Source organism: Stappia sp. ICDLI1TA098 (genome assembly GCF_054880955.1).
In genome coordinates, this window is the sequence record NZ_JBTZBT010000001.1 from 788518 (window position 1) to 809977 (window position 21460).

General features: G+C 64.0%; 17 protein-coding genes and 4 tRNA genes. 14 read left to right on the forward strand and 7 right to left on the reverse strand.

Annotation, left to right across the window (positions count from 1 at the left end; genetic code table 11):
• Positions 1–81 precede the first annotated feature (81 nt).
• Entirely contained in the window at positions 82–864 is a 783-nt protein-coding gene (locus tag ACSLUQ_RS03495) for an NAD kinase (RefSeq protein WP_417770721.1), read from the reverse strand.
• 200 nt (positions 865–1064) lie between these two features.
• Between ACSLUQ_RS03495 and cutA the strand changes: the two genes are divergently transcribed.
• A complete protein-coding gene (cutA, locus tag ACSLUQ_RS03500; protein WP_461807711.1) occupies positions 1065–1433 on the forward strand; it encodes a divalent-cation tolerance protein CutA in 369 nt (122 codons plus the stop codon).
• A gap of 17 nt (positions 1434–1450) precedes the next feature.
• On the opposite strand, the gene ACSLUQ_RS03505 is transcribed toward cutA, so the two are convergent.
• The 3 genes from ACSLUQ_RS03505 to ACSLUQ_RS03515 form a co-directional block, all read right to left on the reverse strand.
• Positions 1451–2368: a c-type cytochrome gene (locus ACSLUQ_RS03505; protein WP_461807712.1), complete on the reverse strand. Its 918-nt coding sequence runs from the start codon at positions 2366–2368 to the stop codon at positions 1451–1453.
• A gap of 105 nt (positions 2369–2473) precedes the next feature.
• Positions 2474–2917, reverse strand: coding sequence for a c-type cytochrome (locus ACSLUQ_RS03510; RefSeq protein ID WP_417770718.1), 444 nt, complete (start codon positions 2915–2917; stop codon positions 2474–2476).
• Positions 2918–3036: 119 nt separating this feature from the next.
• Complete coding sequence (locus ACSLUQ_RS03515; RefSeq protein WP_461807713.1) at positions 3037–3885, reverse strand: helix-turn-helix domain-containing protein; 849 nt, start codon at positions 3883–3885, stop codon at positions 3037–3039.
• A 301-nt stretch (positions 3886–4186) separates the two neighbouring features.
• Here ACSLUQ_RS03515 and ACSLUQ_RS03520 point away from each other — a divergent pair, with 301 nt between their 5' ends.
• Positions 4187–5104: a fatty acid desaturase gene (locus ACSLUQ_RS03520; protein WP_461807714.1), complete on the forward strand. Its 918-nt coding sequence runs from the start codon at positions 4187–4189 to the stop codon at positions 5102–5104.
• A gap of 61 nt (positions 5105–5165) precedes the next feature.
• Here ACSLUQ_RS03520 and ACSLUQ_RS03525 read toward each other — a convergent pair whose 3' ends face one another.
• From ACSLUQ_RS03525 to ACSLUQ_RS03535, 3 genes are all read right to left on the reverse strand, one after another.
• The gene (locus ACSLUQ_RS03525; protein ID WP_461807715.1) at positions 5166–5861 is read right to left on the reverse strand and encodes an orotate phosphoribosyltransferase; all 696 of its coding nucleotides are present in this window, start codon (positions 5859–5861) and stop codon (positions 5166–5168) included.
• Between the two features lie 163 nt (positions 5862–6024).
• Positions 6025–6100 (reverse strand) — tRNA-Thr (locus tag ACSLUQ_RS03530).
• Between the two features lie 125 nt (positions 6101–6225).
• Positions 6226–7020 (reverse strand): TrmH family RNA methyltransferase, encoded by a 795-nt coding sequence (locus ACSLUQ_RS03535; RefSeq protein ID WP_417770714.1) that lies wholly within the window; start codon positions 7018–7020, stop codon positions 6226–6228.
• 209 nt (positions 7021–7229) lie between these two features.
• Here ACSLUQ_RS03535 and ACSLUQ_RS03540 point away from each other — a divergent pair.
• The 12 genes from ACSLUQ_RS03540 to rpoC all read left to right on the forward strand — a co-directional run bounded on the left by ACSLUQ_RS03540 (position 7230) and on the right by rpoC (position 21342).
• Positions 7230–7314, forward strand: a tRNA-Tyr gene (locus ACSLUQ_RS03540).
• Between the two features lie 14 nt (positions 7315–7328).
• Positions 7329–7402: transfer RNA gene (locus ACSLUQ_RS03545), tRNA-Gly, on the forward strand.
• A gap of 134 nt (positions 7403–7536) precedes the next feature.
• Positions 7537–8712, forward strand: coding sequence for an elongation factor Tu (gene tuf, locus ACSLUQ_RS03550; protein ID WP_461807716.1), 1176 nt, complete (start codon positions 7537–7539; stop codon positions 8710–8712).
• Between the two features lie 366 nt (positions 8713–9078).
• A tRNA-Trp gene (locus ACSLUQ_RS03555) sits at positions 9079–9154 on the forward strand.
• Between the two features lie 104 nt (positions 9155–9258).
• Positions 9259–9456: a preprotein translocase subunit SecE gene (gene secE / locus ACSLUQ_RS03560; protein ID WP_461807717.1), complete on the forward strand. Its 198-nt coding sequence runs from the start codon at positions 9259–9261 to the stop codon at positions 9454–9456.
• 33 nt (positions 9457–9489) lie between these two features.
• A complete protein-coding gene (nusG, locus tag ACSLUQ_RS03565; protein WP_461807718.1) occupies positions 9490–10020 on the forward strand; it encodes a transcription termination/antitermination protein NusG in 531 nt (176 codons plus the stop codon).
• Between the two features lie 233 nt (positions 10021–10253).
• Positions 10254–10685, forward strand: a complete 432-nt coding sequence (gene rplK / locus ACSLUQ_RS03570; protein WP_461807719.1) for a 50S ribosomal protein L11 — start codon at positions 10254–10256, stop codon at positions 10683–10685.
• 4 nt (positions 10686–10689) lie between these two features.
• A complete protein-coding gene (gene rplA, locus ACSLUQ_RS03575; protein WP_461807720.1) occupies positions 10690–11385 on the forward strand; it encodes a 50S ribosomal protein L1 in 696 nt (231 codons plus the stop codon).
• Between the two features lie 336 nt (positions 11386–11721).
• Entirely contained in the window at positions 11722–12240 is a 519-nt protein-coding gene (gene rplJ, locus ACSLUQ_RS03580; protein WP_461807721.1) for a 50S ribosomal protein L10, read from the forward strand.
• Positions 12241–12300: 60 nt separating this feature from the next.
• Complete coding sequence (gene rplL / locus ACSLUQ_RS03585; protein WP_461807722.1) at positions 12301–12675, forward strand: 50S ribosomal protein L7/L12; 375 nt, start codon at positions 12301–12303, stop codon at positions 12673–12675.
• 226 nt (positions 12676–12901) lie between these two features.
• A complete protein-coding gene (gene rpoB / locus ACSLUQ_RS03590; RefSeq protein WP_461807723.1) occupies positions 12902–17041 on the forward strand; it encodes a DNA-directed RNA polymerase subunit beta in 4140 nt (1379 codons plus the stop codon).
• A gap of 101 nt (positions 17042–17142) precedes the next feature.
• Positions 17143–21342 (forward strand): DNA-directed RNA polymerase subunit beta', encoded by a 4200-nt coding sequence (rpoC, locus tag ACSLUQ_RS03595; RefSeq protein ID WP_461807724.1) that lies wholly within the window; start codon positions 17143–17145, stop codon positions 21340–21342.
• Positions 21343–21460 lie beyond the last annotated feature (118 nt).

The following is a 21460-nucleotide window of genomic DNA, read 5'->3' on the forward strand; positions in this document are numbered from 1 at the left end:
AGACGGATGCTTGGGCCGCAAGAGTGCCGTCTATCGGTTAAACTTTCGCATATTCTTTCATAGAGAATGCGAAATCGCGGCTCAGTAGCGGAACATCTCCGTCAGGATACGCTCGTCCCAGTTGTGATCGGCGTCGAAGAGCACGAGGCTGCTCGAGCCCTCTTCCTCGCGGACACGGACCTCGACGACGTTGCGGATCTCGGTGTAGTCGGCGGCCGCGCTCACCGGGCGCTTGTCTCCTTCCAGCACGGTGATGCGCACCCGCACCCGGTTGGGCAGCAGCGCCCCGCGCCAGCGCCGCGGGCGAAACGGGCTGATCGGCGTCAGCGCCAGCAGATGCGCGTCTATCGGAAGGATCGGCCCGTGGGCGGACAGGTTGTAGGCGGTGCTGCCGGCCGGCGTTGAAACGATGACCCCGTCGCAGGCGAGCTCTTCCATGCGCACCCGGTCGTCGACGGAAATGCGCAGCTTCGCCGCCTGGTGGGTCTGGCGCAGGAGCGAGACCTCGTTGATGGCCAGCGCGGAATGGATGTGTCCGAGCGCGTCGGTTGCCTCCATCACCAGCGGGCGGATGCGGCTGACCGCGGCGCTGCGGATGCGCTCGAGCAGGTCGTCCTCGCGGTATTCGTTCATGAGGAATCCGACGGACCCACGATTCAGGCCGTAGATCGGCTTGCCGGTGTTCATGAAGCGGTGCAGCGTCTGCAGCATCAGCCCGTCGCCGCCAAGGGCGACGATCACGTCGGCGCGCTTGGGGTCATGCGCGCCGTAGCGTGTCTCGAGCGCTTCGCGGGCAAGCGCTGCCTCCTCCGTGTCACTGGAAACGAAGGCGATCCGGTCGATGGCGGGAAGCGAAGCGTTCATAGCGCGACCTGACGAAGCGGACGGCAGCGGAGGCCGTGGAGGGAAACGGGGCGACGTCGCCTGGGCCCGCGGGATCTGCATGTGTTCGATGCGGCACGACGCAAGCCCATGGCAGGTCTCCACCCGGTTTCAAATCCCGACATGATGCGCCACAGTCGCTGGGACGTGACCGCAAGGCACGGGACATCCGGTCTCGTAGCATGCCCGACACCGACTTGGGAATCCGTTCGCCGATGCAAAACGAAAGCGACATCCATCTGATTTACGCGACTTTTCCAGATATGGAGAGTGGCAGGCAGGCCGGGGAGCGTCTGATCGGCGCGCGCCTGGCGGCCTGCGTCAACATGTGGCCCGGAATGGTCTCGCTATACCGGTGGGAAGGCAGGGTCGAGGAAGGCGAGGAGATCGTGTTCCTGGCCAAGACAACGGCGACGCGTCTTGCCGAGGCGGTGGCGGTGATACGCGAGGTTCATCCTTACGAGGAACCGGCTATCGTCGCAGTGGCAGCCGCTGGTGGCAGCGCCGGATTTTTCGACTGGATCCGCGCCGAGACTCAGCCGGAAGGGTGAGGCGCGCCAAGCGCGCGTCACTTCTTCTCGCCCGCCACCGCCTGCACGGTCTTCAGATAGGCAGCGATCGCCTCGCGGTAGTCGGCTGGAAGCTTTGCCCAGTTCTGCTGCACAGAGGCCATGCCGCCGCCAACGCTGTCGAACTCGGGCGTGAAGCCCGTTTCCAGATAATAGGCGATATCCTTGGCCGACCAGGAGCCGATGCCGTTGGGGGCCGGGGTGATGTTGGGGATCGTTCCCTTGCCGTCCGGGTTGGGACCTCCGGCAAGCCAGCGCGAACGGTCGAGCCCGCCGAAGACGTCGCGCGGCGTGTGGCATTCCGCGCAGTGGCCGGGGCCGGCAAGCAGATACGCGCCGCGTTTCACGGCGTCGCTGGCGTCGGCCGCCACGGCGGGCGGTTCGCCGCCGAGATAGAGGAACTTCCAGAAGCCAAGCGCGCCGCGCCAGGAAAAGGGGAAGGACAGGTCGTGACCGGCGACCGCGTTCTGCGATGTCGGCAGCGTGTCGAGGAACGCCTTGAGGTCAAGCAGGTCTTCCGACCGCATGTTCTTGTAGGAAGTATAGGGGAAGGCCGGATAATAGTGCTCTCCGCGCGGCGAGGTGCCCTTGGTCATCGCGGTGAGGAAGTCCGCCTGCGACCAGCCGCCGATGCCATGCGCGGCGTCGGGCGAGATGTTGGGCACGCGAAAGAGGCCGAAGGGAGTGTCGAGCTCGACGCCGCCGGCAAGCACGAGCTTGGCGTCTCCTTCCGCGCCTGGCGCGGCGTGACAGGAGGCGCAGCCGCCCGCCCAGAACATGTGCTCGCCGTTGGAGAGATCTGGCTCATGTGCGGGGATCGCAGACGTGTCGACCCGTTCCGGACGGGTCACATAGAGCATTGCGGCGATGATGAGCAGGAAGACGCCGACAAGGCGGCGGAAGGTCCTTCGGGTCATTCAGATCCTCTGCGGGTCCTCTGGAGCCGTCACCGCCCCGCCGCCTCGGCCCGTCTGCGACAGCGGCAGGCCGGGGCGGCGACACGTTGAGCAGGGCCGTGTGCCTCAGTTCTTCTTGACGCGATATGTCTCGTGGCAGGCCTTGCAGTTCTTGGCCACCGGGCCGAAGGCGCCCTTGAGATCGTCGAGGCTCTTGCCGGCGGCAGGGATCGCGGCAAGGGCGGCGTCCTGCATGTCCATGGCGATCTTGTCGAAACCGGCCTTGTCTTCCCAGATCTTCGGTCCGGCTTCGCTCTCGGCCGTCTCGCTTCCTTCTGGAAACTCGGTGATAAAGCCGGACGGCGTGGCGAAGATGATCCGCATGGCAAGGCTTGCCGCCAGCGGGTCATAGTCGATCTCGCCCTTGATCATCTTGCCGAGCGTGCCCGTCGCGGCGCCGATGGACTTCATCATCTCCTGGCGAATCGCGACCGGGTCGGCGTTGGCGGCAGCCGCGCTCATCACCAGCGGCATGGCGAGCGCAAGCGCCCGGATACCCGTTTTCATCATGGTCAGTGTCTCCCTCGAATGGCACGGCAGTCGCCGCCCCGGACAACATTCCGCGCGAAGTGTCGCACGCTCAAGTCGGGGAGGCATCACGAAGCCGTGACTGCTCCGGCGCAAGTGTCTCATTTTTCTGCCAATCCGGAAAGATGCGCGCCCGCCCGGTCGGGGCCGACCGCTGCAGCCCGGATCAGGCCGTCGAAATGACGCGTAAGGGCACGGATCTGCTCGACCGAGTTGATCACCAGATAGAGCGTGCCGAGATAGAGCGCGGCGCGCTGAGGGCCGAACACGGTGTAGGGGGCGGAGAATCGCTCGCGCCCGTCGAAGAGAAACAGGCGGAAGGTCGGATAAAGCTCGTCGATCAGCCGGGCCATGTGGCGCAGCTGAGCCTGTCGGTCTGCAGCGGGAAGACCGGACCAGATGCCGGTGCCGGCAGCGAGTTCCTCCAGCGTCTGTAACGGCATGCAGACCTCCATGTCGGTCTCCGGTCTGCGGGTATAGGCGAGCAACCTGCGGCCCTGGTCGGCCTTGGCGGCGGCCTTGGCGCTTTCCGGAGCGCCGAATTCATAGGCAACGACGGCCTCGGTCCGCAGGAGGTCGGGGATCGTGGAGGGGACATAGCGGATCTTGTAGCCGATCGCCTGCTGGTGCCAGCTCGCCAGCAAGGTCTCGCCGCGCCCGTCTTCCGCCTGCTCGATCTCGATGGCGGGAGCAATGTCGGCTGCACCGTTGGTGGTCTGCGTGAGGCCGAGAAGCCAGTCGGTGGTCACGCCTTCGGCGCGGGCGATGTCGCACAAGGCCTCGGTGCGTGGCATTCGTGTCGAGACCGGGTCGAGGAAGTGGCTCAGCGCCGACCGGTCGAGGCCGATGCGCATGGCGAAGCGGGCAGGCGGTTCCGCACGCCGCGCCATCAGGATCGCCAGCCGCTCGCGAAAGATCGCCGCCAGTTCCCGCTTGTCGGTTCCCCTCATGCCCTGCTTCCTGCTCGCCCGGATCATGGTCTATGTGAAATCACATGAAAATTGTGAAGTCGCATACCTCTTGTGTAATCAATGTATCATCTCGCTTTCGCTTGATCATTGACTCATTGCAAGGCTCGGCCATCGGCTCGATCAAGGAGGCATGCCAGACAAACCCACCTACCGCCTTGTTCCGCCCACCTGTCGCCTCGCTGCTGCCGATACGAGGCGGCCGTCTGCGGGCCGACTTTGGTGGCGGCCCGTCCGCTCGCAGGAGCGGGCGGGGGGGCGGAAGAACGACGTCGGCGGCCGCATGCGTCCATTTGCTCGGCTTGCCGCTGTCGAATGGCCGACGCTCGGGCTGCTCGTCGGCGTGTATGGGGCTTTCCTGGTGCTCGCCCTTCACGCCGAATCGCTGGGCTGGGGCGCGGCTCTTCTGTTTGGCGTGCTGATCGCGTTGCATTCGTCGCTTCAGCATGAGGCCCTGCACGGTCACCCGTTCCGCGCGCCGCGCATAAACGCGCTGCTGGTGGCGCTGCCGTTGGGACTGTTCGTGCCCTATTGGCGGTTTCGCGCGCTGCATATCGCCCATCACGATGATCCGCGCCTGACGGATCCGTATGAGGATCCGGAGAGCTGGTACCAGCACCCGCGCGACTGGGCGAGCGCCGGGCCGGCGCGTCGGCTGGTGCTGCGCCTCAACAACACGCTTGCCGGGCGTGTGTTACTTGGCCCCGCGGTCAGTCTTGCCGCGTTCTATCGCACCGAAGCGCGCCTGATTCGCGCCGGACAAAGGGGTGTCGCGCGTGCATGGATTGAGCACGCCGCATTCGGCGCACTGCTGTTCTGGCTTCTGGCGCAGGTTCCGGGCTTTCCGTTCATGGCCTATCTGGCCGGCTGCTATCTCGGCTTTTCCCTGCTGGCGATCCGCACCTTTCTGGAGCATCAGGCGGAAGAGGCGGTCGGTCATCGGACGGTGCTGATCGAGGACCGCGGGCCGCTCGCCTTTCTTTTTCTGTTCAATTCGCTGCATGCGGTCCACCACGCCCGGCCTGGCCTGCCGTGGTATCGGCTGCCGGCTGTCTACGCGGAGAACCGCGAGGCGTTCATCCGCAACAACGGCGGTTATGTGTTTCGCTCCTACTGGCAGGTGATCCGCACATATGCCTTTCGCGCAAAGGAACCGGTGCCGCACCCGCTGAAAAGGTCGGGGCCCCCGGCGGGTGCGTGAGGGCAAAGAAAAAGGGGGCCACATGGCCCCCTTGTCGTTTCCGGCAAATTCCGGCGCTTGCTCAGACGGCAAATTCGGAAATGCCGCCGTGCTTCGCCGACCAGGCGAGCGGGGCGTCGAGGAAGGACTCCACCGCTGAGAGCGTTGCCTCGGGGAAGTGGCCGTCCTCGCGGGCAACCGCCAGCACGTCGCGCCAGGTGGCGAGATAGTGCAGCGTCAGCCCGTGCTTTGCCATGGCGGCGTGGGTCTCGGGGAAGATGTCGTAGAAGAACAGGACAAGGGTGTGGTCGACCTGGGCGCCAGCCTTGCGCAGCGCCTCGGCGAAGCGGACCTTGCTGCCGCCGTCGGTTGTCAGATCCTCCACGAGCAGCACCCGGTCGCCTTCGCCGAGCGCGCCCTCGATCTGGGCATCGCGGCCAAAGCCCTTCGGCTTCTTGCGGACATACTGCATGGGCAGTGCCAGGCGCTCGGAAATCCAGGCCGCGAAGGGAATGCCGGCCGTCTCGCCGCCGGCGATGCCGTCGAGAGATTCAAAGCCGATGTCGGAAAGGATCTTTGCCGCGGCGAAATCCATCAGCGTGGAGCGCAGGCGCGGATAGGAAATGAGCTTGCGGCAGTCGATGTAGACCGGACTGGCGATGCCGGAAGTCAGCTTGTAGGGCTCGTCGGCACGGAAATGGACGGCCTTGACCTCAAGCAGCATCTTCGCGGTCTGGCGGGCGACGAAGGCGGGATCCGGGAAACCGAGCGGGGTCATCTTCTGTCCTCTTGTGTCTCGACCGGACCGCCGTTGCGGGTTGGCCGGGCGGCGTCGGGGCGTCAAGCCCCGTGGTGCGGGACTGCGCGAAAGGGCTGGTCCCGGCGCAGCGGACCGAACCATGCCCTGAAGGACCGACGCTCGGAGGAATGTCACCGGGAGGTGGTGCCGGCAGCAGGATTCGAACCCGCGACCCCCTGATTACAAATCAGGTGCTCTACCAGCTGAGCTATACCGGCAAACGCGGCGCTTCTAGCACAAGTCCTGACGGGGTGCATCAGTTTCTAGCGTGCTGCCTGTGCGAAAAACGCGCGTTGTGCTCAAGGGGCGGAGAAAGCCCGGTGGCAGGTGCGCGCGGGTTCGCTCAAAGCCCCAGTTTCATGCGCGTTACATAGAGAGAGAGAACGGCGGCATTGGAGACATTGAGCGAGGCGATCTCGCCGGGCATGTCGAGGCGGGCGAGCGTGCCGCAGGCTTCGCGCACACCTTGGCGCACGCCCTTGCCCTCCGAGCCAAGCACCAGCAGGACCTTGTCGCCAAGTTCGGTGTCCTCGAGTCGCGCAGGGCCGTCGCTGTCGAGCGCGACGCAGGTAAAGCCGGCCTCGCGCATTTCCGCGACGAAGCGGGCCATGTTCTTGACGCGCACATGACGGATGAGATCGAGCGCGCCCGAGGCCGACTTGGCGAGCACGGGGCCTTCTTCCGGCGCGTGGCGCTCCGTCGTCACCACGGCGTCGGCGGCCAGCGCCACGGCGGAGCGCAGGATGGCGCCGACATTATGCGGGTCCGTCACCTGGTCGAGCGCCAGCACGAGCCGGGCGCGTCCGAGGTCGCGCGCACCATAAGCGGGCAGGGGGAGCGCCTCCAGCACAGCGCCCTGATGCACCGCATCGCGGCCCACGAGCTTGTCGAGCTGGCGCGGGCTGACGATTTCCACAGGCACGTCCGGGGAGACGCCGCGTTCGGCCAGGCGGCGCAAGGCGTTTTCCGTCGCCAGCAGCTTGATGCGCTCGCGCTGGGGATTGTTGAAGGCCGCCTCGACCGTGTGCAGCCCATAAAGATGCAGCGGGCCTTCCTCAGCCTGTCGGGAGAAAGAGGAACCGCGATGGCGGGGTTTTCCGCCGGGATGCCGGCGTGCGGGGCGAGTGGGCGTTGTCATGGGACGAGCGCTTATCGCGGGTCCCCATCGCGGGCAAGCGGAAAGCGATCCACCGGGGGCGTCGATTTTGTGTCCACAGGAGGCAAATGGGCGTTGACACCCCCATGCCTGATCTGCATAACACCCGCCACGGGAACGGCCTCGCGATTGTTTTGCGAGGCATTTTCGTGAAGCCATCCGGAACGCTTCTGCGTCGGGAAGGGTGACTCGGAGGAGTGCCCGAGTGGTTAAAGGGGACGGACTGTAAATCCGTTGGCTTTGCCTACGTTGGTTCGAATCCAACCTCCTCCACCACCCCCCGACCGGCGGCGGGTGTAGCTCAATGGTAGAGCAGCAGCCTTCCAAGCTGATGACGAGGGTTCGATTCCCTTCACCCGCTCCACTTACGAGTTCACGGCCGCAACCGGACTTGGCATGCGAGAATGACGTTGCCAGGTCAGAGCATCCACCGCCGAGCGGCGGTCGGGTCTTTATCGAGTTTGATGGACTTAACCGCAAGCTAAGAGAGCGACGCCGATGGCGAAAGCAAAGTTTGAGCGGACGAAGCCGCACGTTAACATTGGCACGATTGGTCACGTTGACCACGGCAAGACGACGCTGACGGCCGCGATCACGAAGTACTTCGGCGACTTCAAGGCGTACGACATGATCGACGCCGCTCCCGAAGAGCGTGCGCGTGGCATCACGATCTCGACGGCTCACGTTGAGTACGAGACGGAAGCGCGTCACTACGCCCACGTCGACTGCCCGGGTCACGCCGACTACGTGAAGAACATGATCACGGGTGCTGCGCAGATGGACGGCGCGATCCTGGTTTGTTCGGCGGCCGACGGCCCGATGCCGCAGACCCGCGAGCACATCCTGCTTGCGCGTCAGGTCGGTGTTCCGGCGCTTGTCGTGTTCCTGAACAAGGTCGACCAGGTCGATGACGCCGAGCTCCTTGAGCTCGTCGAGATGGAAGTGCGCGAGCTTCTTTCGTCCTACGAGTTCCCGGGCGACGACATTCCGATCGTTGCGGGTTCGGCTCTTGCCGGCCTCGAGGGTCGCGATCCGGAGATCGGCGAGACGAAGATCCGTGAGCTGATGGCTGCGGTCGACGACTACATCCCGACGCCTGAGCGTCCGGTTGACATGCCGTTCCTGATGCCGATCGAGGACGTGTTCTCGATTTCGGGTCGTGGCACGGTCGTCACGGGTCGCGTCGAGCGCGGCATCGTGAAGGTCGGCGAGGAAGTCGAGATCATCGGCATCCGCGACACGAAGAAGACGACGGTCACGGGCGTCGAGATGTTCCGCAAGCTGCTCGATCAGGGCCAGGCTGGCGACAACATCGGCGCGCTGATCCGCGGCATTGGTCGTGAAGACGTTGAGCGCGGTCAGGTTCTGTGCAAGCCGGGTTCGGTTACGCCGCACACGAACTTCAAGGCCGAGGCCTACATCCTGACGAAGGAAGAGGGTGGCCGTCACACGCCGTTCTTCACCAACTATCGTCCGCAGTTCTACTTCCGCACGACGGACGTCACGGGTGTTGTCACGCTGCCCGAGGGCACCGAGATGGTGATGCCGGGCGACAACGTGTCGGTCGAGGTTGAGCTGATCGTGCCGATCGCGATGGAAGAAGGCCTGCGCTTCGCCATCCGCGAGGGCGGCCGCACCGTCGGTGCCGGCGTCGTCGCTTCGATCATCAAGTAATACGCTTCCCGCGATTCTCGCGGGTGGCATGAACTCGAAGGGCGCGGCCTCGCAAGGTCGCGCCCTTCTTGCGTTCGCGGGGAGGGGGCTTCGCTCTGCGTCCGGGCGCTTGAGGTGCGCGTGTGTCGCCGGGGAAAAGTCTGGAGTGGGTGCCGTGTCGGGCGGCGGTGACGACGCCTTCGGCCGGTGATCTGGCGGTTTGTGTGCCCTGCGCGAGGCCGACCTCGGTGCGCGCGCCGCGGCTTTCGCGTGTGAGGGCTATTCCCGTCTAGCTGGTTCAAACGAAATGTGAATTAATTCACCCATTCGTCATTTCCCGCTTGATGCGTCCGTGAAAACTCCTTAAACGAAGGCCTTGAAAGGTCTAGGGGTGTAGCTCAGCTGGTAGAGCATCGGTCTCCAAAACCGAGGGCCGGGGGTTCGAGTCCCTCCGCCCCTGCCACCTTTGCTCTTGATCGACGGGCCGTTAGGCCTTAATTAGGGCTTTCGACCAAGGCGCGTGGATGATTCCGCGCGCCTGTGTGTCGTGACGAAACCGGTAGTTCAATGGCGAAATCGAACCCTTTCACGTTCATCGGCGAGGTCCGCAAGGAAACGGCCAAGGTCTCTTGGCCGACGCGCCGGGAAACCGCGGTTACTACCGTGATGGTGTTCATCATGGTGATTCTGGCCTCCGTCTTCTTTCTGCTTGCCGACTGGCTCATGGGTCGGGGTATCGGCTGGCTTCTCGGTCTTGGCTCCTAAGTTGGGATCGGAATGCAATCGGCTCGAGGGATTATGACCAAGCGTTGGTACATCGTGCACGCCTACTCGAATTTCGAGAAGAAGGTGGCGGAATCGATTCGGGAGAAGGCTTCCCAGCAGGGGCTTGAGGATCTGTTCGAGGAAGTGCTCGTTCCGACCGAGAAGGTTGTCGAGGTTCGCCGTGGTCGCAAGGTCGACGCGGAGCGGAAGTTCTTCCCGGGCTACGTTCTGGTCAAGATGGAAATGACCAACGAGGCCTACCATCTGATCAAGAACACGCCGAAGGTGACCGGGTTCCTCGGTGCCGATCAGAAGCCGATTCCGATTTCCGAGGCCGAGGCCATGCGGATCCTGCATCAGGTGCAGGAGGGCGTCGAGCGTCCGAAGCCGTCTGTGAGCTTCGAGATCGGAGAGCAGGTACGGGTGGCCGACGGCCCCTTTGCATCCTTCTCGGGGCATGTCGAGGAAGTCGACGACGAGCGCGCGCGCCTCAAGGTGGCGGTCTCGATCTTTGGTCGGGCGACGCCCGTCGAACTGGAATACGGACAAGTCGAGAAGATCTGATCGCGTGCATGTCGCTCGAGCGCCTTTTGGGTGTTCGCGGCTGCGCGGTCGGTTGTTTTTGGCGAAGTTTCGGCCTAAGGGCCGGAGGGTCCGGCAGGTTGCCGGACAAGTTGGGGCGAAGTTGCTCCACTCCCTGGTGGGAGGCACCGTTCGCATCGTTCGCCGGGCGATACGGGGTCTGACCACCTGATCTGAGAATGCCGATTCGTCGGTAGCGCCAGTTGGAGATACGAATGGCGAAGAAAATTGAAGGTTACATCAAGCTGCAGGTGCCGGCCGGCTCCGCGACCCCGTCGCCGCCGATCGGTCCCGCGCTTGGTCAGCGCGGTCTGAACATCATGGAGTTCTGCAAGGCGTTCAACGCGCAGACCCAGGATGTCGAAAAGGGCACGCCGTGCCCGACCGTCATCACCTACTACTCCGACCGCTCCTTCACGTTCGAAGTGAAGACGGCGCCGGTCAGCTTCCTGCTGAAGAAGGCTGCCGGTCTGAAGTCGGGTTCGAAGACCCCCGGCAAGGGTGGTTTCGCCGGCAAGGTGACGAGCGCCCAGGTGCGCGAGATCGCCGAAGCGAAGATGAAGGACCTCAATGCGAACGACGTCGACGCGGCCATGCTGATGGTTGCCGGTTCGGCGCGGTCCATGGGTCTCGAGGTCACGGAGTAAGTCGATGGCGAAGATTGCAAAGCGCGTCAAGGCGTCCCGCGAGGGCGTTGATCGCAACAAGCTCTACGCTCTCGACGAGGCGCTTGCGCTGGTCAAGGAGCGGTCCAAGGTGAAGTTCGACGAGACCGTCGACATCGCCATCAACCTCGGTGTCGACCCGCGTCACGCCGACCAGATGGTCCGTGGCGTCTGCGTCCTGCCGAATGGCACGGGCAAGTCGGTTCGTGTTGCCGTGTTCGCGCGTGGCGACAAGGCTGACGAGGCCAAGGCCGCCGGTGCCGACATCGTCGGTGCCGAGGAGCTGGTCGCCGAGGTGCAGTCGGGCAAGATCGATTTCGATCGCTGCATCGCCACCCCGGACATGATGCCGCTCGTCGGTCGTCTGGGTAAGGTGCTGGGCCCGCGCGGCCTGATGCCGAACCCGAAGGTCGGTACCGTGACCCCGGACGTCTCCTCGGCCGTGCGTGACGCCAAGGGCGGTGCCGTTCAGTTCCGCGTCGAGAAGGCTGGCATCATTCACGCCGGCGTCGGCAAGGTCTCGTTCGATGCCGACAAGCTTGGCGAGAACATCAAGGCGATCGTCGATGCCGTGATCAAGGCCAAGCCGGCCGGCGCCAAGGGCACCTATCTCAAGCGGGTTGCGATCAGCTCGACGATGGGTCCCGGCCTGAAGGTCGACACCTCGACCGTTACGGCCTGATTGTTTTCGCGGCGCGCTCGACGCGTCGCGACACGAATTCCGCCCGGCCCTGGCCGGGCGGATCATCCGCCCCTCGGGGCGGGTGTCCTGTCCGAGACTGCAGGTGTGTGACGCCGGTTCGCCGGTTGATCGCTTAAGCCCGAAGCGGGCCTGCATAGACGGGTAAGAGCCGACACGGGGAATTCCCCAGCCGGTTCGAACCGTTTGTCCTTGCCGCGCCGAAAGGCTCGCGAGGGGGCAGGATCCTCGGTGTTGTCCGCCGACGGTCCTCACGAGGGATCGCCTGCGGGCGGCAGAGACAAACCGGCGGCATTCGCCGCCAAATGGAGTAGGCAAGTGGAAAGAACGGAGAAGCGAGAGTTCGTCGCGTCGTTCAACGAGGTGCTTCAGGGCACCGGCGTTGTCGTCGTCGCGCACTACGCCGGGCTTTCGGTTGCGGACATGACGACCTTCCGGTCGCAGGTTCGGGCAGCCGGCGGCACGGTCAAAGTCGCCAAGAACCGTCTTGTGAAACTTGCCCTTCGAGGCACTGAGCTCGAGCACATCGCCGTCCTGTTCAGTGGTCCGACCGTCATCGCCTATTCGGAAGATCCGGTCGCCGCTGCCAAGGCCACGATGGCGTTCGCCAAGAACCAGAGCAAGCTCGTGGTTTTGGGTGGCGCACTCGGCTCGACGAACCTGAATGCGGATGGTGTCAAGGCTCTGGCCGAGATGCCGTCGCTGGACGAGCTGCGTGGCAAGCTGGTGGGCCTGATTCAGACCCCTGCTTCGCGCATCGCCCAGGTCGTCAACGCTCCGGCCGGGCAGCTTGCCCGCGTGTTCGGCGCGTACGCCAAGAAGGACGAGGCCGCATAAGGCGGATTCCAAACACACTGTCGAAACCGATTACGGTTCGAACCATAAGGATTTGAGAATATGGCTGATCTCGAGAAGATCGTTGAAGAACTGTCCGCTCTGACCGTCATGGAGGCCGCCGAGCTCTCCAAGATGCTCGAAGAGAAGTGGGGCGTCTCCGCCGCCGCTCCGGTCGCCGTTGCCGCTGCTGGCGCTGGCGCTGCTGCTCCGGTCGAGGAAGAGAAGACCGAGTTCGACGTCGTCCTGACCGACGCTGGCGACAAGAAGATCAACGTCATCAAGGAAGTCCGTGCGATCACGGGTCTTGGCCTCAAGGAAGCCAAGGACCTGGTCGAGGGCGCTCCGAAGACGGTGAAGGAAGCCGTTGCCAAGGCTGAAGCCGAAGAGCTGAAGAAGAAGCTCGAAGAGGCCGGCGCCAAGGTCGAGCTGAAGTAACAGGGCTTATGCCCCGCGGTCCCGGCCTTCGCGGCCGGGACCGCATCTTTCCAAACCCCGGCGGGTCTCCCCGTGCGGGGTATCAGTCCCTAAGAAGGGTGTCGCCGAAGCGCGGTCCTTCCAAGGGGCGGTTGTCCGAAGGGCCGCAGCGTGTCTCAGACATGCCGGCGGTTAGGCCGGGATCGGCTTTTCGGAGAGCCGTATCAGATCGAAACGAGGAGCGACAATGGCGCACACGTTCAACGGTCGCAAGCGGGTCCGCAAGATTTACGGATCGATCCGCGAAGTCGCCGCGATGCCCAATCTCATCGAGGTGCAGAAGGCGTCCTACGACCAGTTCCTTCAGGTGGACAAGCCCGAAAAGGGCCGTGCCGAAGAAGGACTAGAGGCCGTCTTCAAGTCGGTTTTCCCGATTTCCGACTTTGCGGGCACCGCCCTGCTCGAATTCGTCAGCTACGAGTTCGAGGCGCCGAAGTATGACGTCGAAGAGTGCCGTCAGCGCGGCATGACCTTTGCCGCGCCGCTCAAGGTGACGCTGCGCCTGATCGTGTTCGATGTCGACGAGGACACCGGCGCGAAGTCCGTCAAGGACATCAAGGAGCAGGACGTCTACATGGGCGACATGCCCTTCATGACGGACAACGGCACCTTTGTCGTCAACGGCACCGAGCGCGTGATCGTTTCGCAGATGCACCGCTCGCCGGGCGTGTTCTTCGATCACGACAAGGGCAAGACCCACTCCTCGGGCAAGCTGCTCTTCGCCGCACGCATCATTCCCTATCGCGGATCGTGGCTCGACATCGAGTTCGACGCGAAGGACATTGTGCATGCGCGCATCGACCGCCGTCGCAAGATTCCGGTCACCTCACTGCTCAAGGCCCTCGGCCTCGACGGCGAGCAGATCCTGAACACCTTCTACAAGAAGATCGAGTACACCCGCGACGAGCCGGGCACCTGGCGTGTTCCGTTCGAGGGTGACCGTCTGAAGGGCACCAAGGCGTCCTTCGACATGATCGACGCCGACAGCGGCGAGGTCGTGATCGAGGCTGGCCGCAAGATCACCGCGCGCACCGTTCGCCAGCTCGTCGACAAGGGCGTCAAGGCGCTCAAGGTCGTCGACGAGGATCTCTACGGTCATTATCTGGCCGAGGACATGGTCGATCCGGCGAGCGGCGAGATCTACGCCGAGGCCGGCGAGGAGATCAACGAGAAGGTTCTCGGCGATCTTGTCGATCGCGGCTATGCCGAGATCACGATCCTGGACATCGATCACGTGACGACGGGTGCCTACATCCGCAACACGCTGACGGTCGACAAGAACGAGACCCGCGAGGACGCGCTGTTCGACATCTACCGGGTCATGCGCCCGGGCGAGCCGCCCACGATCGACACCGCGGAAGCGATGTTCCAGTCGCTGTTCTTCGATTCCGAGCGCTACGACCTTTCCGCGGTTGGACGCGTGAAGATGAACATGCGCCTCGACCTGCAGTGCGAGGACACGGTCCGCACCATCCGCAAGGAAGATATCCTTGCGGTGATCACGGAGCTCCTAGAGCTGCGCGACGGCCGTGGCGAGATCGATGACATCGACAACCTCGGCAACCGCCGCGTGCGTTCCGTTGGCGAGCTGATGGAAAACCAGTACCGCGTCGGCCTGCTGCGCATGGAGCGTGCGATCAAGGAGCGCATGTCTTCCGTCGAGATCGACACGGTCATGCCGCAGGACCTGATCAACGCCAAGCCGGCGGCCGCGGCCGTGCGCGAATTCTTCGGATCTTCGCAGCTGTCGCAGTTCATGGACCAGACCAACCCGTTGTCGGAAGTCACCCACAAGCGTCGTCTCTCGGCGCTTGGCCCGGGCGGTCTGACGCGTGAGCGTGCCGGCTTCGAGGTGCGCGACGTGCACCCGACGCACTATGGCCGCATCTGTCCGATCGAGACGCCGGAAGGCCCGAACATCGGCCTGATCAACTCGCTGGCGACCTTTGCCCGCATCAACAAGTACGGCTTCATCGAAAGCCCGTACCGGAAGGTGAAGGACGGTCAGGTTACCGCCGAGACGGTCTATCTGTCGGCGATGGAAGAGGCGAAGTATCACATCGCCCAGGCCAACGCCGAGATCGATGGCGACGGCCGTTTCGTGTCCGACCTGATCACCTGCCGCCATGCGGGCGAGAACATGCTGCTCCCGCCCGAGCGCGTCGAGTTCATGGACGTGTCGCCGAAGCAGCTCGTTTCGGTTGCCGCCTCGCTCATTCCGTTCCTCGAGAACGATGACGCGAACCGCGCGCTGATGGGCTCGAACATGATGCGTCAGGCCGTGCCGCTGGTGCGTGCCGAGGCGCCGCTCGTCGGCACTGGCATGGAGCCGGTTGTCGCACGCGACTCCGGCGCCGCCATCGCCGCTCGCCGCGCCGGTGTGGTCGATCAGGTGGACGCCACCCGTATCGTCATTCGCGCGACCGAGGATCTGGATCCTGCGAAGTCGGGCGTCGACATCTACCGGCTGATGAAGTTCCAGCGTTCGAACCAGAACACCTGCATCAACCAGCGTCCGCTGGTGCGTGTCGGCGATCTGATCGGCAAGGGCGACATCATCGCCGACGGGCCGTCAACGGATCTCGGCGATCTGGCTCTCGGCCGGAACGTGCGCGTCGCGTTCATGCCCTGGAACGGCTACAACTTCGAGGACTCCATCCTGCTCTCCGAGCGGATCGTGCGCGACGACGTGTTCACCTCCATTCACATCGAGGAATTCGAGGTGATGGCGCGTGATACGAAGCTCGGGCCGGAGGAAATCACGCGCGACATTCCGAACGTTTCGGAAGAGGCGCTGAAGAACCTCGACGAGGCCGGCATCGTCTATATCGGTGCCGAGCTGAAGCCGGGTGATATCCTGGTCGGCAAGATCACGCCGAAGGGCGAGAGCCCGATGACGCCGGAAGAAAAGCTTCTGCGCGCCATCTTTGGCGAGAAGGCCTCCGACGTGCGCGACACCTCGCTGCGGCTTCCGCCGGGCGTGGGCGGCACGGTCGTCGAAGTGCGTGTCTTCAACCGCCACGGGGTGGAGAAGGACGAGCGCGCGATGGCGATCGAGCGCGAGGAGATCGAGCGTCTCGCCAAGGACCGCGACGACGAGCAGGCGATCCTGGACCGCAACGTCTATGGCCGTCTGGCCGAGATGATCCTCGGCAAGGTCGCCATCGCCGGGCCGAAGCACTTCAAGAAGAATGCCGAGATCAACGGCGACGTCCTCAACGAGTTCCCGCGTTCGCAGTGGTGGCAGTTCGCCGTCGAGGACGAGAAGCTGATGAGCGAAGTGGAAGCGCTTCGCGGTCAGTATGACGAGAGCCGCAAGCGTCTCGAGCAGCGCTTCATCGACAAGGTGGAGAAGCTGCAGCGTGGCGACGAGCTGCCGCCGGGCGTGATGAAGATGGTCAAGGTCTTCGTTGCCGTGAAGCGCAAGCTTCAGCCGGGCGACAAGATGGCCGGCCGTCACGGCAACAAGGGCGTCGTGTCCAAGATCAACCCGATCGAGGACATGCCGTTCCTGGGCAACGGCGAATATGTCGACATCGTGCTGAACCCGCTCGGCGTGCCGAGCCGCATGAACGTCGGGCAGATCCTGGAGACGCACCTCGGCTGGGCCTGCTCCGGCATGGGCCACCGTATCGGCGAGCTCTACGAGGAGTACAAGCGCTCCGGAAAGCTCGATGCGCTCAGGGGCGAAATCGTCGAGGTCTTCGGCGACAACCTGAAGGGCGAGCCGGTCAAGGACTACGACGACGAGTCGCTGCTGCGCCTCGCCGACCAGCTCAAGACCGGTGTTCCGATCGCGACTCCCGTCTTCGACGGCGCCCGCGAGCCGGACATCGTCAAGATGCTGGAGCAGGCGAAGTTCGCCAGCTCGGGTCAGTCGCAGCTCTACGACGGGCGTACGGGCGAGCCGTTCGACCGCCAGGTGACCGTGGGCTACATCTACATGCTGAAGCTCCACCACCTGGTCGACGACAAGATCCACGCGCGTTCGATCGGTCCCTACTCGCTGGTGACCCAGCAGCCTCTCGGCGGCAAGGCCCAGTTCGGTGGCCAGCGCTTCGGCGAGATGGAGGTGTGGGCACTCGAGGCGTATGGCGCTGCCTATACGCTGCAGGAGATGCTGACGGTGAAGTCGGACGACGTCGCCGGCCGTACCAAGGTCTATGAGGCTATCGTTCGTGGCGATGACACGTTCGAGGCGGGCATTCCGGAGAGCTTCAACGTTCTCGTCAAGGAAATGCGCTCGCTCGGCCTCAATGTCGAGCTCAAGGACAACAAGGTTCCCTCCACCGACGGGGACCTTCCGGCGGTCGATGCGGCGGAGTGATCTCCGCCGCATGACTGACGCCGATACCAGATGCCGCACCGACGGTTCGGGAAGCAGGACAAAGGTCCTGCTTCCCTTCCGTGCTTTCGAGGAGAGAGCCCATGAATCATGAGGTCATGAACCTGTTTAATCAGCAGGTGCCCGCACAGACCTTTGACCACATCAAGATCTCGCTCGCGAGCCCCGAGAAGATCCTGTCCTGGTCCTACGGCGAAATCAAAAAGCCGGAGACGATCAACTACCGGACGTTCAAGCCGGAGCGCGACGGCCTGTTCTGCGCCCGTGTGTTCGGCCCGATCAAGGATTACGAGTGCTTGTGCGGCAAGTACAAGCGCATGAAGTACAAGGGCGTGATCTGCGAGAAGTGCAGCGTCGAGGTGACCCTGTCGCGCGTTCGCCGCGAGCGCATGGGCCACATCGAGCTCGCCGCTCCGGTCGCGCACATCTGGTTCCTGAAGTCGCTGCCCTCGCGCATCGGCCTTCTGCTCGACATGACGCTGAAGGACCTCGAGCGGGTGCTCTACTTCGAGTACTACGTTGTTCTCGAGCCGGGTCTGACGCCGCTGAAGCCGCGCCAGCTCCTGTCCGAGGAAGACTACCTTCGCGCGCAGGACGACTACGGCGAGGACACCTTCACGGCCCTGATCGGCGCCGAGGCCATCCGCGAGATGCTGATGGCGCTCGACCTCGAGAAGGAGCGCGACTTCATTCGCAAGGAGATCGCCGAGGCGACCACCGAGCTGAAGCCGAAGAAGCTCGCCAAGCGCCTGAAGATCGTCGAAGCGTTCATCGATTCCGGCAACAAGCCGGAGTGGATGATCATGACCGTCGTTCCGGTGATCCCGCCGGACCTGCGTCCGCTCGTCCCGCTCGACGGCGGCCGCTTCGCGACATCGGATCTGAACGATCTCTATCGCCGCGTGATCAACCGTAACAACCGCCTGCGTCGCCTGATGGAGCTGCGCGCGCCCGACATCATCATCCGCAACGAGAAGCGGATGCTGCAGGAGTCGGTCGACGCACTGTTTGACAACGGCCGCCGCGGTCGCGTCATCACGGGTGCCAACAAGCGTCCGCTGAAGTCGCTCAGCGACATGCTGAAGGGCAAGCAGGGCCGCTTCCGTCAGAACCTGCTCGGCAAGCGCGTCGACTATTCGGGGCGTTCGGTGATCACGGTTGGTCCGGAGCTCAAGCTGCACCAGTGCGGCCTGCCGAAGAAGATGGCGCTCGAGCTGTTCAAGCCGTTCATCTACTCGCGTCTCGACGCCAAGGGCTTCTCCTCCACGGTGAAGCAGGCGAAGAAGCTCGTGGAGAAGGAGCGTCCGGAGGTCTGGGATATCCTCGACGAGGTCATCCGCGAGCATCCGGTGCTGCTGAACCGCGCGCCGACGCTGCACCGTCTCGGCATCCAGGCGTTCGAGCCGACCCTCATCGAGGGCAAGGCGATCCAGCTGCATCCGCTCGTCTGCGCGGCGTTCAACGCCGACTTCGACGGTGACCAGATGGCGGTGCACGTCCCGCTGTCGCTCGAGGCGCAGCTCGAAGCACGCACGCTGATGATGTCGACGAACAACATCCTGCATCCGGCCAACGGTTCTCCGATCATCGTGCCGTCCCAGGATATCGTTCTCGGCCTCTACTACCTGTCGCTGATCGCCGACAACGAGCCGGGCGAAGGCATGGTGTTCGGTAACATCGGCGAGCTGCATCATGCGCTCGACACGAAGGCCGTCACCCTGCACGCCAAGATTCGCGGCCGTGTTCGCACGACCGACGCGGAAGGCACTGTCAGCACGCGCATCATCGAGACGACGCCGGGCCGCATGCTCATTGGCGAGCTTCTGCCGGACCATCACGAGGTCCCCTACGACGTCTGCAACAAGCTGATGACCAAGAAGGACATCAGCCGCATGATCGACGCCGTCTACCGTGCCTGCGGGCAGAAGGAGACGGTGATCTTCTGCGACCGGATCATGGGTCTCGGTTTCCGCCACGCCTGCCTCGCCGGCATTTCGTTCGGCAAGGACGACATGGTCATTCCGGACAACAAGACCAAGCTGGTCGACGAGACGGCCGAGCTCGTGAAGGAATACGAGCAGCAGTACAACGACGGCCTGATCACCCAGGGCGAGAAGTACAACAAGGTCGTCGACGCCTGGGCCAAGTGCACGGATCGCGTCGCCGACGAGATGATGAAGCGCATTCAGTCGGTGCAGATCGACGAGGAGACCGGGCGTCAGAAGCAGATCAACTCGATCTACATGATGTCGCATTCCGGTGCCCGTGGCAGCCCCGCGCAGATGAAGCAGCTTGCCGGCATGCGCGGCCTCATGGCCAAGCCGTCGGGCGAGATCATCGAGACGCCGATCATCTCGAACTTCAAGGAAGGCCTGTCGGTTCTGGAGTACTTCAACTCCACCCACGGCGCCCGTAAGGGTCTGGCGGATACGGCGCTCAAGACGGCGAACTCGGGTTACCTGACCCGCCGTCTCGTCGACGTGGCGCAGGATTCGATCATTCTCGAGCGCGATTGCGGTTCGGAGAACGGCATCACCGTTCAGGCCATCGTGGACGCTGGCCAGGTCATTGCCTCGCTCGGTCACCGCGTGCTCGGTCGTACGGCTGCCGAGGACGTGCTCAACCACGCCACCGGCGAAGTGATCGTTCCGCGCGGCACCCTGATCGAGGAGAAGGAGGTCGAGGTCATCGAGGCGGCCAACGTCCAGATGATCAAGATCCGCTCGGTGCTGACCTGTGAGACCAAGCGCGGCGTTTGCGGCACCTGCTACGGCCGCGACCTTGCGCGTGGCACGCCGGTGAACATCGGCGAGGCGGTCGGCGTCATCGCGGCGCAGTCGATCGGCGAGCCGGGCACGCAGCTCACCATGCGTACGTTCCACATCGGTGGCACGGCGCAGGTGGTCGATCAGTCGTTCATCGAGTCCAACTTCGAGGGCACGGTGTCGATCCGTAACCGCAGCGCGGTGCGCGATTCCGACGGGAACCTCGTCGCGATGGCACGCAACATGGCCGTGGTGATCACCGATGCCGACGGCAACGAGCGTGCCGTGCACCGCATTGCCTACGGCTCGAAGCTGCATGTGGACGAGGGCGACACGGTGGAGCGCGGACAGCGCATCGCGGAGTGGGATCCCTACACCCGTCCGATGCTGTCCGAGGTCGATGGTATCGTCGACTCCGAAGATCTGGTCGAGGGCGTTTCGGCGCAGGAGACCGCCGACGAGGCCACGGGCATCACCAAGCGTGTCGTCATGGACTGGCGTACCTCGCAGCGTGGCAACGACCTGAAGCCGGCGATCGTGATCAAGGACGTGGACGGTTCGCTGAAGAAGCTGCCGCGTGGCGGTGACGCCCGCGCGCTGCTGTCTGTCGATGCGATCCTCGCGGTTCAGATCGGTGCGACGGTGAAGGCCGGCGACGTGCTCGCGCGTATCCCGATGGAGAGCGCCAAGACCAAGGACATCACCGGCGGTCTGCCGCGGGTGGCGGAACTGTTCGAGGCGCGTCGTCCGAAGGACCACGCGATCATCGCCGAGATCGATGGCACCATCCGGTTCGGGCGCGACTACAAGAACAAGCGTCGCGTCATCATCGAGCCGCATGACGAGAGCCTGGAGCCGGTCGAGTACCTCATCCCGAAGGGCAAGCACTTCCACCTGCAGGAAGGCGACACCATCGAGAAGGGTGAGTACATCCTCGACGGCAACCCGGCACCGCACGACATCCTGGCAATCCGCGGCGTGGAGGCGCTTGCCGCCTACCTCGTCAACGAGATCCAGGAGGTCTACCGGCTGCAGGGCGTGGTGATCAACGACAAGCACATCGAGGTGATCGTTCGCCAGATGCTGCAGAAGATCGAGATCACCGATGCGGGCGACACGGACCTGCTGACGGGCGAGCAGATCGACAAGCTCGATCTGGACGACGTCAACGAGCGGGCCATCGACGCGGCCCTGAAGCCAGCGTCGGGCGTTCCGGTCCTGCTCGGCATCACCAAGGCGAGCCTTCAGACGCGGTCCTTCATCTCGGCCGCATCGTTCCAGGAGACCACCCGCGTCCTCACCGAGGCGGCGGTCAACGGCAAGGAAGATGCGCTCGAGGGCCTCAAGGAGAACGTTATCGTCGGCCGCCTGATCCCGGCGGGAACGGGCGCGATGATGACCAAGATCCGGCAGGTGGCACAGCACCGCGACGACCTCATTCTCGAGGCGCGACGGGCGACGTCCACGGCTGGAGAGGCCGACCCGATGCTGGCGGACATGACGGGCGCCGGCGAATAAGGCCGGCTCATCCCGAGACGAAATCGAAAAGGGCCGCCATGTGCGGCCCTTTTTTCTTGGGCGGGATGCGTGGGCGCAAAGAGCGCCCTTTCATCCGACAACTGGACGATGGGAGACC

Coding starts and splice junctions, on each gene's coding strand:
- ACSLUQ_RS03495 (WP_417770721.1), bottom strand. CDS start 864: ATGAACGCTTCGCTTCCCGCCATCGACCGGATCGCCTTCGTTTCCAGT.
- cutA (WP_461807711.1), top strand. CDS start 1,065: ATGCCCGACACCGACTTGGGAATCCGTTCGCCGATGCAAAACGAAAGC.
- ACSLUQ_RS03505 (WP_461807712.1), bottom strand. CDS start 2,368: ATGACCCGAAGGACCTTCCGCCGCCTTGTCGGCGTCTTCCTGCTCATC.
- ACSLUQ_RS03510 (WP_417770718.1), bottom strand. CDS start 2,917: ATGATGAAAACGGGTATCCGGGCGCTTGCGCTCGCCATGCCGCTGGTG.
- ACSLUQ_RS03515 (WP_461807713.1), bottom strand. CDS start 3,885: ATGAGGGGAACCGACAAGCGGGAACTGGCGGCGATCTTTCGCGAGCGG.
- ACSLUQ_RS03520 (WP_461807714.1), top strand. CDS start 4,187: ATGCGTCCATTTGCTCGGCTTGCCGCTGTCGAATGGCCGACGCTCGGG.
- ACSLUQ_RS03525 (WP_461807715.1), bottom strand. CDS start 5,861: ATGACCCCGCTCGGTTTCCCGGATCCCGCCTTCGTCGCCCGCCAGACC.
- ACSLUQ_RS03535 (WP_417770714.1), bottom strand. CDS start 7,020: ATGACAACGCCCACTCGCCCCGCACGCCGGCATCCCGGCGGAAAACCC.
- tuf (WP_461807716.1), top strand. CDS start 7,537: ATGGCGAAAGCAAAGTTTGAGCGGACGAAGCCGCACGTTAACATTGGC.
- secE (WP_461807717.1), top strand. CDS start 9,259: ATGGCGAAATCGAACCCTTTCACGTTCATCGGCGAGGTCCGCAAGGAA.
- nusG (WP_461807718.1), top strand. CDS start 9,490: ATGACCAAGCGTTGGTACATCGTGCACGCCTACTCGAATTTCGAGAAG.
- rplK (WP_461807719.1), top strand. CDS start 10,254: ATGGCGAAGAAAATTGAAGGTTACATCAAGCTGCAGGTGCCGGCCGGC.
- rplA (WP_461807720.1), top strand. CDS start 10,690: ATGGCGAAGATTGCAAAGCGCGTCAAGGCGTCCCGCGAGGGCGTTGAT.
- rplL (WP_461807722.1), top strand. CDS start 12,301: ATGGCTGATCTCGAGAAGATCGTTGAAGAACTGTCCGCTCTGACCGTC.
- rpoB (WP_461807723.1), top strand. CDS start 12,902: ATGGCGCACACGTTCAACGGTCGCAAGCGGGTCCGCAAGATTTACGGA.
- rpoC (WP_461807724.1), top strand. CDS start 17,143: ATGAATCATGAGGTCATGAACCTGTTTAATCAGCAGGTGCCCGCACAG.